This is a genomic window from Streptomyces hygroscopicus subsp. hygroscopicus (genome assembly GCF_001553455.1).
Taxonomy (GTDB): Bacteria; Actinomycetota; Actinomycetes; order Streptomycetales; family Streptomycetaceae; genus Streptomyces; species Streptomyces hygroscopicus.
Genome location: NZ_BBOX01000122.1, coordinates 39,944 through 52,959, shown reverse-complemented (window position 1 = coordinate 52,959; position 13,016 = coordinate 39,944). Strand labels below are relative to the sequence as shown.

Here is a 13,016-nt window from a genome sequence, read left to right as displayed (position 1 = left end):
GGGGAACACGGGAGATGTGACGACGTGATTGATGCTCCAGCGCTGCGGACCGACCTGATCAAGCAGGTCAAGGCGATCGAGGTGGACCTCGCCAAGCAGGTCAAGGACGGTGAGTCGGTCCTCAAACCGCTGCGGCAGGAGTTCGAGAAGGCGAGCAAGGCGGACCCGGCGACTCCGAGGTGGAGTGCTTGGCTGGATGCGCGGTTGGGTTCGGGTTCGGCTGAGGGTGAGTTGTCGGCGGACCGCGTGGAGCGGGTGCGGGCGGCGGACGCGGTCGCGGGCAAGCTGCGGGCCGAGTACGACGAGGCGCGGAAGCTGGGGCGTACGGCGGCGACGTGGAACGCGTGGCTGGACGAGCGGGTCACGCAGGTCGCGGTGGCCTGGGTGCTGGGCACGGTGTTCGTGCGGTTCTGCGAGGACAACCGGCTGATTGAGGAACCGTTTCTGACGGGCCCGGACGCGGAGCGTCGGGACCTGGCGGAGGCGCGGTACGCGCAGTACGTGGAGGAGGACCCGGACCCGACGTACCGGGGCTGGCTGGAGCGGGCGTTCGAGGAACTGGGCGAGGGGCAGGCCGGGAAGCTGCTATTCGACAAGCGGCGCAATCCGCTGTACCAGATTCCGTTGTCGCATGACGCGGCACGGGCGCTGGTGGAGTTCTGGCGTGAGCGGGGTGAGGGGGAGGACGCCGACCGGCTGGTCCACGACTTCACCGACCCGCTGGATGAGGACGACCCTACGAAGGGGTGGGACACCCGGTTCCTGGGCGACCTGTACCAGTGGCTGTCGGAGTCGGCGCGGAAGACGTATGCGCTGCTCCAGACTCCGGAGTTCGTGGAGGAGTTCATCCTCGACCGCACGATGGACCCGGTGGTGCGGGAGCTGGGCGGCAAGTTCGGCGAGCTGAAGATGATCGACCCGACGTGCGGGTCGGGACACTTTGTGCTGGGCGCGTTTCGGCGGATGGTGCGGCTGTTCGCGGAGCGCGAGCCGGGACGGGATGTGCATGAGCGGGTGCGGGACGCGCTGAACGCGGTGCACGGGGTGGACATCAACCCGTTCGCGGTGGCTATTGCGCGGTTCCGGCTGCTGGTTGCGGGGATGGCGGCGGCGGGTGTGCGGACGCTGGCACAGGCGGGCAGGTACGACTGGCCGATTCACCTGGCAGTGGGTGACTCGCTAATTAAGGCGCGGCAGCTTGAGTTGACGCTGCTGGGTGAGGAGTCGGGGGACCCGCTGGCGGACTTCTCGTATGCGACGGAGGACGTGCACGAGTATCCGGGGATTCTGGAACAGGGACGATATGACGTGGTGGTGGGGAATCCGCCCTACATCACGGTCAAAGATAAACGCCTAAACGCACTATATCGAGATCTGTATGCTTCCTGCGCAGGGACTTACGCTTTGTCCGTCCCATTCGCCGAGCGGTTCTTTCAATTGGCGAAGGCAGGGAACCGCGATGGACGCGGGTACGGCATGGTGGGGCAAATCACCGCTAGTTCGTTCATGAAGCGTGAGTTCGGCGCCAAGTTGATCGAGGAGTACTTCGCACACAAGGTCGAACTGACGGAGGTTATTGACACCTCGGGAGTCTACATTCCGGGCCATGGGACTCCGACGGTCGTCCTCATCGGGCGACGACGATCTGGCAATAAGCGGACTCCCACGATTCGTACCGTACGGAGCGTTCAAGGGGAGCCTGGCGTACCAGAGAAGCCAGAGAAGGGTCTTGTCTGGGACGCAATCGTGAATCAGATCGACAAACCCGACTCAGTCAGTCAATGGGTCTCCGTGGGTGATCTTGCTCGCGATCGGTACTTCGCTCAGCAGCCCTGGATGCTGGCCGACGGTGGGCTTGAGTTCGTTGAGCAGCTTAACAAAGCAAGTGTTTCACCGCTGAAGGCGGCAATCGATCCGCCCGTTGGCAGAGCCATCCGCGCTGGAGCGGATGATGCATATATTCGACCGCTGCGGTCCACCTATCGAACAGTCGCCGACCGACGGGGCCTACGTCCATTGGTGGTCGGTGAGATCGTGCGCGACTGGGACGCCCAACCCGAAGAAGCCATTTGGTATCCCTACTCTGAACATCTTCAGCCGGGCGATCTCGAAGTCGACCTCTGGCCCCTGCGCCGTGTACTCGAAGCACGGCGCACCTTCCAAGGCGATATGGCAGATGCCGGTCTCAGGTGGTGGGACTACATGCAGTTCACGGCCTCTGCCTATCGAACGCCACTATCGATCTCTTTCGCGTTCGTAGCAACGCATAACCATTTCGCACTCGATCGAGGTGGAAATGTTTTCAAGCAATCGGCTCCTGTAATCAAACTGCAGGAAGGAGCAACCGAGGAAGACCATGTAAAATTGATGGGCCTGCTCAACAGTTCCACCGCCTGCTTCTGGCTCAAGCAAGTAAGTCACAACAAAGGGCGCCCCGGCGCAGAACAGGCTGGAGCCGATGAGCCCTGGGAGCATCGCTTCGAGTTCACGGGCATGAAGATCGAAGAATTCCCCCTGCCGCTTAAGTACCCCACCCATATTGCACTTGAGATCGACAGTCTAAATCAACGTCTAGCAGCTAACAGTCCTGCCGTATTGATCGCACCCGGAAAGCAGGCACCAACCGCAGCTACCCTTCGTGCGGCCAAGGCAGAGTGGACGCATATTCGTGGCAGGTTGATCGCCCTACAAGAAGAGCTGGATTGGCATGTTTACGCCATTTACAACCTGCTCGACAGCGAGATCATTGCCAATTCTGAAGATATCCCCGATCTGACCCCCTCCGAGCGTGCGTTTGCGATCGTCCTGGCTCGTAAGGTAGCGAGAGACGAAATAAGTACGTCATGGTTCAGGCATCACAACCACAGGTTCACGCCCGTCACCGAGCTGCCCGACCACTGGTCGGACGCCTATAAGGCAGTCGTCCAGAAGCGCATCGACGTCATCGAAACCTCCCGCGCCATCGGCATGGTGGAGCGCCCCGAGTACAAGCGCCGCTGGGCGACCGAGGGCTGGGACGTCCTCCAGGAGCGCGCGCTCAAGTCCTGGTTGCTGGACCGGATGGAGAACCGCGAGCTGTGGTTCCCGGATGGGCAGCCGACCATTCTCACCCGCGACCAGCTCGTCTCCTCCCTCTCCCTCGATGAGGACTTCGTGTCCGTTGCGGAGCTGTACGCACCCCGCACGGAGCTAGCGACCGTCGTCGCTGACCTCCTCGCCGAGGAGCACGTGCCGTTCCTCCCCGCGCTCCGCTACAAGCCCAGCGGCCTGAAGAAGCGCGAGGACTGGGAGCACGTCTGGGATCTCCAGCGGAAGGAGGACGCCGCCCCGGATGAGCCCGCCAAGCGGAAGATCCGGGACACGATCCCCGTGCCGCCGAAGTACACCTCCGCCGACTTCCTCAAGCCGTCCTACTGGCGGGCCCGAGGAAAGCTGGACGTGCCCAAGGAGCGGTTCATCTCGTACGCGACCGGCGCGATCTCAGGGACGCCGCAGGTGTTCGGCTGGGCGGGTTGGGACCACCGAGAGCAGGCGCAGGCGCTCGCCACGTACTTCACCAATCACGACGGGCTGTCCTCTGAAGAGATGACGCCGCTGCTCGCGGGTCTGCTCGAACTTCAGCCCTGGCTCGACCAGTGGCACAACGACTTCGACCCGCTCTACGGCAGCTCTCCCGCAGCCTTCTTCGCGGGCTATCGAGCCACCCAGCAGGGTGAACACGGCCTCACCGATGAGGATCTGCGGGCCTGGCGGCCTGCCCCGGCCACTCGTGGCCGGCGCTCAACCAAGGGCTGAGCAGCTATCCCGATGCGCCCTCCCCGTCGTTGTCCGGGGAGGGCTCACCCGGCTCTCGTACAGTCAACGGCGCGGCGGAGGCGACCCGCAGTTCGAAACCGTCGTCCAGCTCAAGCACGACAGTGCAACTGCCGCCCGACGCAGAACGCTCAGTACCTACGCTTCGGACCGTTCGCCAAGCGCCCCACACCCGTACGCACTGACCCTCACGGACCGTTACCGCAGCGATCTCGGTCCCGTCGCGGCCCGTACCGAGGTCGGGGGCCCGCAGCTCCGCCCAGACCGTTTTTCCGATCCCGCACGCCCGTTGCTCGAAACCCCAACGATCAGCCAGCGCCTCCACGAGCAGCAGCCCTCGCCCGCCCGTCTCGTCCTCCCCGGGCGCCCGTACCTCGGGCTTTCCTTCGCCTGCGTCGCTGACTTCCAGGCGCAGGAGGCTGTCTTCCGGCAGCCATGCGATCCGCACTCCGACCAGCCGGTCACGCGGCGCACGCACGCGCATCGCGTTGGTCACCAGCTCTGAGAGGACCAGCTCCGCCGTGTGCGCCGCTTGCCCGATGCCCCAGTCGCCGAGCACGGAATGCGCTAACGCACGCGCCCTCGGAACACTGCTCCGCCGACGAGACAGCCGGAATTTCACTTCGCGAACTTCACCCATGACAGCTCCCACCGGTCCAGCGAGCAGTCCGAACCCCGCATGAAGGGTGGGAGCTTGCTCGGTCGTCAGCCGTCCCATACGTCTCTCTACGCACGCAGGGACTTCGAACACACTCAGCATTCAGTTGAGCGCATTGCGTCACAGGAGCTAAGCTGCACCCCGCGCCTTGGCATCGTCAAGTCATCGGACATGTCAATTGACACGACGATAGGTGTCGTTCGCTTTCGACGCCTTTTAGACCGCACATGTCCGGTTGCAGGGCAACTTTTAGGCCGGTCCCCCAACATGAGGAGCAGCAATGAGTAACGGCAACAGCACGCTGCTGATGTCTCGCGTAACGTTCGGCAGAGCCTTACGCCGCCTACGCCGCGAGACCAAGCGCTACACGATCGCAGAGGTCGCAGCCGCACTCGGCTGCGACGTCTCTTTGATCAGCCGCATCGAGAACGGGAAGCGCGTGTGCTCCCAGGAGCACTTCGCTCAGCTCATGGATCTCTACGAGGTGCCCCGGGACCAGCGCGACGAACTCGCCGAGTTGCACGCTGCCGCCCGGGAACGACAGCAGCCATGGTGGGCTCGGTACAGCGAGGTCATCAGTGCTCAGTACGAACGCTTCCTCGGGTTCGAAGCAGCAGCCTCCACCGTCCACGAGTACCAAGTCGGCATCGTGCCGGGACTGTTGCAGACCGAGGCATACGCGCAGGCCGTTACTGGCGTGGGCTTTGCCTCGCTGGGGCCAGACCAAATCGAGGCGCTTGTCGAGGTGCGCAGTCTGCGGCAGCGGAACTGCCTGCACGAAACCGAGTCCCCGCTTGAGTGCCACTACGTGATCGCGCAGGCCGCACTCGACTTCCAGGTAGGAGGCGAGCGCACACATCGGGAGCAGCTGGAGCACCTGTTGGAGATCTCGACGCACCCGAGCGTTGATCTCCGCATCGTCCCTTACGAGAAGGGTGAACAAGCCGCTCAGATCTCGGCGTTCATGATTCTGCAGTTCTCGGACGAGGACATTCCCGACGTGGCCTTCGGTGAGTCCGTCGCTGGTAGCTTGACTATGGACGACCCACGAGATCTGCGCCGCCTACATCGACTCTTCCGCAGCCTTGCCGATGCGGCCCTCTCTCCGGAGGCGAGCCGTGACGTCATCGCTCACACGAGGAACAGGGACAACTGACTGATGGAGAAGATAGACCTCTACTCGATCGACCCTGCCACGCTCTCCTGGCAGAAGAGCAGCTTCACTGCCAACAATGGCCAGTGTTTCGAGCTGGCAGCCCTCCCCAACGGCGGGGTAGCCGTCCGTGACTCGAAGAACCCCTCGGGCCCCCATCTCTGCTTCACCTCCGGCGAGTGGACGGCGTTCAAGGCCGGGATGGCCGCCGGAGACTTCGACAACCTCTAGTCGCACTCTCCCCCGCCGGTCACTCCCCCCACCCCCAGCCCGTCCCGCACACCGGTTCCCCCCTCTACGCAAACCGTTACGATCGGGGACGGGCCACAGCCGTCGCACGACCGATTCACGACGGCTGACGACGACGCACCGGGGCCGCACGGAGACCATCCGTAACCGTCGCCGCCCCGGGCCAGGGGGGAGACCCTGCTGTCCAGGCCCACGCGCTCACGCGCACCCAGGGACGCAGGAACCAGGAGAAGCGAGACACAGATGGCCTCGAACGCCACCGGCACGGCCCCACTGCTCCGCGACGTCATCGACATCAAGACGTCGATCTCCACCTCCGACTTCGTGCTGAAGCTCGCCGAGGCCGTCACCGAAGAAGGAGCAGCCCGCGCCCTCCGCGACTACGTCGTCACCGAGCGCCTCCTGGAGAACTTCGACGAGGCCCTCAGCCTGATCAAGGCAGCCCTCGACGGGCACACCTCGAAGGCCGCCTACCTCCACGGCTCGTTCGGTTCCGGTAAGTCCCACTTCATGGCGGTCCTGCACGCCCTCCTGCGGGGCGACCCGGCCGTCCGCAGCCGCGGGGACTTCGACCCGGTGCTGTCCAAGCACGAGTGGCTGGGCACCGACGGCAAGCGGTTCCTGCTCGTCCCGTACCACATGCTCGGCGCGAAGTCCCTGGAGCAGCGGGTCCTCGGCGGATACGTCAGCCACGTCAAGTCCCTGCCCCAGCACAAGGACGCCCCGACCCCGCAGGTGTACCGGACCGACTCGCTCTTCGAGGACATCCGCTCGCACCGCCACCGCGTGGGCGACGAAGCCTTCATCGCCGGGCTCGCCGACGCTCCCGTCCCCGGGGCCACCGCCGACGACGAGGACGACGACGAGTGGGGCGATCCGTTCACCTGGACGCCGGAACTGCTCGACACCGCGCTGGCCGCCGAGGAGCTGGACGGCGGCGAGGTGAACCTGAACCTGGTCAACCCCAGCACCCCGGCCGAACTCCGCGCGAAGCTCGTCCACGACGCGAGCGTGACCTGGTTCCCTGGGTTCGCCCGGCACGCGGCCGAGGACGAGCACGGGTTCATCTCCCTCGACGCCGGCCTCGCCGTCATCGCCGAGCACGCGAAGTCCCTTGGCTACGACGGGCTGATCCTGTTCCTGGACGAGCTGATCCTGTGGCTCGCCAACCGCATCCACGACCAGAAGTTCGTCTCCCGCGAGACCGACAAGATCACCAACTTCGTGGAAGGCGCCGACTCACGTCGCGCCATCCCGATCGTCTCGTTCATCGCCCGCCAGCGCGACCTGCGCGAACTCGTCGGCGAGGAGACCTCCGGCGCGGCCGAGACCGCGATCCAGGACAGCCTGAACCTGGCCTCCGGCCGCTTCGACAAGATCACGCTGGAGGACCGGAACCTCCCCCAGATCGCCCACGCGCGTCTCCTCAAGCCCAAGGACGCGGAGGCCGCCGCCAAGCTGGACGCCGCCTTCGCCAAGATCAAGCGGGTGGGGCCGCAGATCTGGGACGTGCTGCTCGGCTCGGACGAGACCACGACGGGGGCCGACGAGGAGTCGTTCCGGCTGACGTACCCCTTCTCCCCCGCCTTCATGGACACGCTCGTCCACATCTCCTCCGCCCTGCAGCGCTCCCGCACGGGCCTGAAGCTCATGGGCCAGCTGCTCGCCGACCACCGGGACGACGCGACGCTGGAGAACCTGATCCCCCTCGGCGACCTCTACCCCGTCATCGCCGACGGCGGCGACAAGCCGTTCGTGGACAGCCTGAAGGTGGAGTTCAAGGTCGCGGACAAGCTGTACCGGACCAAGCTGCGGCCGCACCTCCTCGCGACGTACGAGATCACCGAGGAGGACGTCGAGCGCTACCGGCACCGCCGCGAGACCATCACCGACCAGCAGCTCCTCGGACGCTGCCGGGGCTTCGTCGGCGACAACCGGCTGATGTGCACGCTGCTGCTGTCCGCCCTCGCCCCCGGTGTGCCCGCCCTGCGCGACCTCACCATCCGGCGGCTCGGCGCGCTCAACCACGGCTCGGTCCTCTCCCCCATCCCCGGGGCGGAGGTCGGGATGATCAAGGCGAAGGTCGACGAGTGGGCCACCCACTTTGTAGAGATCAAGGCGACCGGCACCAAGCTCAACCCGGGCGTACGGCTCGAACTGGCCGGGGTGGACGTCGACTCCGTCATCGCCAACGCCAACGTGAACAACAACCGCTCCAACCGCCGGGCCCTGGCCAGGCGGCTGCTGGCCAAGGAGCTGGGCCTGGAGGTGCACGAGCGGCTGGGCAGCGCGGACGATCTCACCCTCGTCTGGCGCGGCTCGAACCGCACGGCGGAGGTGGTCATCGGCGACGTCAACGATCAGGAGAACATGCCCGACCACGAGTTCTCCCCGAGCCAGGACGGGCTGTGGCGGCTGGTCATCGACCTGCCGTACCAGGAGAGCGAACACGGTTCCGTCGAGGCGGTCAACCGGCTGCGCACGCTGCGCGAGCAGTCCGGTACCGGGCCCCGCACCGTCGGCTGGATCCCCGCCTATCTCTCGGCCCCCCGCTACAAGGACTTCCAGAAGCTGGTGGTGATCGACTACGCGCTGGCCGATCAGCGGCGCTTCGACACCCACTACGCCCAGCACCTCAACGCCGACAACCGGGCGCGGGCCAGGGTGCTCCTCGAAGAGCAGCGGGAGTCCCTGATCAAGACCGTGACGGCGGCCTTCAGGCAGGCGTACGGCTGCGCGGACAAGAAGGCGTCCGACGTCGACGTGTCCTTCGAGGACCACTTCGAATCGCTGCGTGACGTGCCCGACCTGAAGGTCTCCATCGGCCAGACGCTGTCCGACGCAGCCCGGCACATCGTGAAGAAGCTGCTGGCGCACCAGTTCCCCGCGCACCCCGACCTCGACCCCGAGGGCAGCAACACGGCGGTCACGCCCGGGAACGCCCGTACGGTCTTCGCCCATATCCGGGCGGCGGCGGAATCCGCCGAGCGGCAGGTCGAGGTGCCCTCGAAGGACCGGGTGTGGATGCGGCGGATCGCCGCGCCCCTCGGGCTCGGCCAGCAGAAGGAGGTCTACTTCCGGCTGTCCAACCGCTGGGTGGACCACTTCAACCTGCAGGCCCGCACCGACGGCGGCCCAGGCGACCTGAGCGTGGTCAAGCTGACCGAGTGGATCGACCGGCCCGAGCCGATGGGACTGGACGTCTTCCTCACCAACCTGGTCATCGCCTCGTACGCAGAGATGGACGACCGGGTGTGGGTCCGCGCCGGCTCGCTGCTCGACCCCGCGCCCGAACTGGCGGCCATCAAGCCCCAGGACGGCCTGCGCTCCCAGCCGCTGCCGGATGAATCCGTCTGGGAGGAGGCGGGGCGCCGGTTCTGGGACATCTTCGGCGAACAGCCCCCGAAGCTGCGGCGGGGCCGGCTGGTCAGCCATTTCGCCCGACAGATCACGGCCAAGGCCCGCGACTACAAGCCGCATGTGGACACGCTGGTCGAGGAGCTGGAGAAGCACGCGAAGCTGCTCGGCCTGGACGGGGCCGACGAGTCCGCGACGGGCAGGCTGACCCTCGCCCGCCGCTCCCGTGGCCTGCTCAAGGAGCTGCGTGACCTCTCCGAGAGCACGGCGGGGGGGTCGGCGGCGGCCAAGCAGGTCATCACCACGTTCGCCACCTTCGATCTGGGCGAGGCGTCCGCCGGCCGTTACGGAGCCACCATCAAGCAGGCCAAGACCGTCGCCGACGCGCTGGTCGTCGCGGCCTGGGACATGCTGAAGCTCGCGCCCAACTACGGGCCGCAGGGCGAGGCGGTACTGGAGGCGCTGCGCGGCGCGGCACGCGCGGATCAGCGCACGATGCGGCTCGAGGAAGCCCTGCGGGACGCGCGGAAGTCCATCGTCTCCGTCATCGAGCGCAGCCAGGCGGCAGCCCGGCCACAGCCGCCCACGGCCACCCCCACGGCCCCACCGGCGCCCATGTCCCCGGCCGCCCCGCTCACCACACCCAACGCGGTGAGCCTGAACGACGACACCGCGCAGCCGCCGGTGTCCACCAGCCACCCGCTGCCCGGTCCTCGTGCCGCGCGCCGGTCGGGCGGCGGACGGGCCAAGGCATCCCAGGCGATCGCCCAGCTCCGGGCCGAACTGGACGAACTGGCGGCCACCGAACCCGATGCGACGATCGAGATCAGCTGGCGGGTCGTGGAATGAGCGGAACGAGGCGTGAGCGGTGACGACCACGACGACGAGCACGAGCACGGAGGCCACCACCAGTGCGGTACGGCTCAACTCCGCCACCATCGCCCAGTACCTGGCGTCCCAGCCCGGCCTGAACCCGGGCAAGCGCCGGACCGTACTCCTGCGCGCCGCGCCGCGCTGGGACGGCCCGGCCGAGCTGGCGTGGGGCGAGCACCGGCACGCGTCGGTGGCCACCGCGCCCTCGCCGCTCGCCGCGCACGAGCTGGTACTGGCGCACCGGGCGCCCGCGGCGCCCGGCCCCGACGTGCTGGTGGTGCTCACCGACCGGGAGGAGGCCGAACTCGGCCCCGACCTGCTGGCCAAGGTGCACCGGCACCGCGTCAACGCGGTGGACACCTGGGACGTCGTCCGGGAGTCCTTCGGCGCGGTCAGCGCCGACCGCTGGCTGGTCGACGAGACCTGGGCCGCCGAGGCGCTGCTGGACGCCACCCCGCCGGGCGGTTGGCCACGGCTTCCGGGCGGGGTGCTGTCCCGGGACAAGGCGCTCAGCGAACTCACCCTCCGCAGGCTCGGCATCGGCCGGTACGACCCGGACCGCGACCAGCGGCACACCTTGTCCGCGAGCGGCGACGAACTCGACATCCACACGCTGCTGCAGTGGTCGCTGGCGTCCGGCGGCCCGGACCGCTACCTGGCGCTGCGCGCGCCCGAGCGCGCCGGTATCCGTGAGTTCCTCGGCTCGTCGGATCAGGCGGGACAGGCCGGGCGGGTGCTGCTCGCCCTGGCCGAGGCCGAGCACGGTGCGGATGCCGTCGCCTTCGGTCTGGTATGCGCCGCGCTGTGGGTGCATGCCGACGCGGCCGCGGACGCGGAGAACTACCGGGCCCGGGGGCGGGCCGAGCGCTGGTTCGGCGAAGAGCCACCCGCCCAGGGCGAGGCCCTGGACGCGCTGGTGGCGGCCTTCGGACGGTCCTGTGAGGAGTTCGTCTCGGGGCTGCTGCTGACGGGACGGTCGGCCCACGAGGAGTCGGCGGCGATCGCACGACGTCTCTCCGGTGCCGTACGCGACCGCGCGGCCTCCCTGGCCCGGCAGTTCGGCGCCGAACAGGCGACCCGTACGAGCCCCCTGCTGGCCGCGGGACTCGAAGCCCGGTTCACCGCCGTCGGCGAAGCCCTCCTGGCCGGAGAACGGGCGCGGATCGAACAGGCGGTGGCGGCCCTCGACGACCACCGGCTCGCGCCCGAACCCGATGCCCGGCCCCGTATCGAACGGGCACGGATGGCGCAGCGGCTCGCCCAGTGGCTCGCGGCCCGGCCGGCAGGGGAGAGCGAGGCGGAGCGGGAGAGCGTGCGGGACAGCATCGGCCGGCATGTCTCCGACACCGGCTGGGTGGACCTCGCGCTCGACCACATCGAGTCCGGCGGGGACCCCGATGCCACGCTGAAGTCCGCCTACGACGCCCTGGGCAGCTCCGTACGCGCTCGCCGCCGGGACATCGACCGGCACTTCGCCCGGTCGCTGGCGGCCTGGACGGCAGGCGGCAGGCCCCCGGAGGACACGCTGACAGTGGAGACCTTCCTGCCCAAGGTCGTCGCCCCCGTGGTGAAGGCGGGGAAGCGGAAGGTACTGCTGCTGGTCCTCGACGGGATGAGCGCGGCGATCGCCGCCCAGCTCGGTGAGGAACTGCGCGACCACTGGGTGGAGTACGACCCACTGCCCAAGGCGAAGGGCACCCCGGTGCGCCGGGCGATGGCCGCCGCGCTGCCCACCGTGACGGCCGTGTCCCGCACCTCCCTCTTCGCCGCCCGCCTCACCAGGGGCACCCAGGCGGACGAGAAGAGGCTCTTCCCGCAGCACCGCTTCTGGGGTGAGGAGGAGGCCGCCGTCTTCCACAAGGACGATCTGCGCGGCGACACCAGCGGTGCCCCGCTCGGGCCCGAGCTGCACGAGGCCCTCGTCAGCGACCGTGCGTGTGTCGCCGTAGTGCTCAACACCATCGACGACCGGCTCGCCACCGAGCAGAAGCTCGGAGACGGCGCCTGGCGGCTCGGGGACATAGGGCGGCTGCGGGACTTGCTGCGCTTCGCCGCCACCCAGGGCCGGGCGGTGATCCTCACCAGCGACCACGGCCATGTGATCGACCGGCACGGGGTGCGGGTCGAGGCCGACCCCGACCGTGTGGAATCCGCCCGGCACCGGTCCGGAGCGGGCCCGCTCGGCGACACGGAGATCGCTCTCTCGGGGCCGCGCGTAGTCGCTCCGGAGCCCGGCGGGGAGATCGTCGCGCTGTGGGATTCCGACTCCCGCTACACCTCGCAAAAGGCCGGCTACCACGGCGGTGTCTCCCTGGCCGAGGTCGCCATCCCCGTCCTGGCCTTCCTTCCCTTCGGGGCGGAGCCGCCGAGCGGCTGGCGTGAGCTGGGCAGCCAGCAGCCGCCGTGGTGGTCGCTCGACACCGCTGACGGCGAGCCGGCACCGGTACGGCCCACCGTGGCACCCGCCCCGGTGAAGAAGCCGTCCAAGCGGGCGAAGGCGGACGCCGAGCTGGCCAGCAGCCACGACTCGCTCTTCGACGTGGCACTGGTCCCGTCGGAGGGAGAGGACAGCCTGTTCTCCGCGAAGCCGGTCTCACCGGACGACGAGCTGGTCAATGGCCTGCTGGCGTCCGAGGTCTTCAGCGCCCAGGTACAGCTGCTCGCCCGCAAGCCGGACCTGCCCCGGGTGGAGAAGGCCGTACGGGCCCTGCTGGAGGCGGGGGGCACGCTCCCGGTGACCGCCCTGGCCCAGCGCATCGGCCTGCCCGCCTCCAGGGCGGCCGATGGCTTCGCCGCCGTACTGCGGCAGCTGCTGAACCACGACGGTGTGCAGGTCCTCGAGACCCTGCCGGACGGCAGGACGGTGCGGCTGCACACGGGTCTGTTGCGGGACCAGTTCGACCTGCGGTGACG

The 13,016-nt window shown here is 67.9% G+C and carries 6 protein-coding genes; 5 read left to right on the top strand and 1 reads right to left on the bottom strand.

The window, feature by feature from the left end; genetic code table 11:
• Positions 1-24 precede the first annotated feature (24 nt).
• Complete coding sequence (gene pglX, locus AXW62_RS14160) at positions 25-3,795, top strand: BREX-2 system adenine-specific DNA-methyltransferase PglX (protein ID WP_060944835.1); 3,771 nt, start codon at positions 25-27, stop codon at positions 3,793-3,795.
• Between the two features lie 4 nt (positions 3,796-3,799).
• Here the strand turns inward: pglX and AXW62_RS14155 are convergent, their stop codons facing one another.
• Entirely contained in the window at positions 3,800-4,453 is a 654-nt protein-coding gene (locus tag AXW62_RS14155) for an ATP-binding protein (RefSeq protein ID WP_060944834.1), read from the bottom strand.
• A gap of 298 nt (positions 4,454-4,751) precedes the next feature.
• On the opposite strand from AXW62_RS14155, the gene AXW62_RS14150 reads away from it, so the two are divergent.
• From AXW62_RS14150 to pglZ, 4 genes are all read left to right on the top strand, one after another.
• The gene (locus AXW62_RS14150; RefSeq protein WP_060944833.1) at positions 4,752-5,627 is read left to right on the top strand and encodes a helix-turn-helix domain-containing protein; all 876 of its coding nucleotides are present in this window, start codon (positions 4,752-4,754) and stop codon (positions 5,625-5,627) included.
• Between the two features lie 3 nt (positions 5,628-5,630).
• Entirely contained in the window at positions 5,631-5,855 is a 225-nt protein-coding gene (locus AXW62_RS14145; RefSeq protein ID WP_060944832.1) for a DUF397 domain-containing protein, read from the top strand.
• 261 nt (positions 5,856-6,116) lie between these two features.
• The gene (gene pglY, locus AXW62_RS14140) at positions 6,117-10,079 is read left to right on the top strand and encodes a BREX-2 system ATPase PglY (protein WP_060944831.1); all 3,963 of its coding nucleotides are present in this window, start codon (positions 6,117-6,119) and stop codon (positions 10,077-10,079) included.
• Positions 10,080-10,098: 19 nt separating this feature from the next.
• Complete coding sequence (pglZ, locus tag AXW62_RS14135; protein ID WP_060944830.1) at positions 10,099-13,014, top strand: BREX-2 system phosphatase PglZ; 2,916 nt, start codon at positions 10,099-10,101, stop codon at positions 13,012-13,014.
• The last annotated feature ends 2 nt before the right edge of the window (positions 13,015-13,016 follow it).

What these genes read in the sequence shown, in the direction of transcription:
- AXW62_RS14155 (WP_060944834.1), bottom strand. Translation starts at nt 4,453, where the DNA reads ATGGGTGAAGTTCGCGAAGTGAAATTCCGGCTGTCTCGTCGGCGGAGC.
- AXW62_RS14150 (WP_060944833.1), top strand. Translation starts at nt 4,752, where the DNA reads ATGAGTAACGGCAACAGCACGCTGCTGATGTCTCGCGTAACGTTCGGC.
- AXW62_RS14145 (WP_060944832.1), top strand. Translation starts at nt 5,631, where the DNA reads ATGGAGAAGATAGACCTCTACTCGATCGACCCTGCCACGCTCTCCTGG.
- pglY (WP_060944831.1), top strand. Translation starts at nt 6,117, where the DNA reads ATGGCCTCGAACGCCACCGGCACGGCCCCACTGCTCCGCGACGTCATC.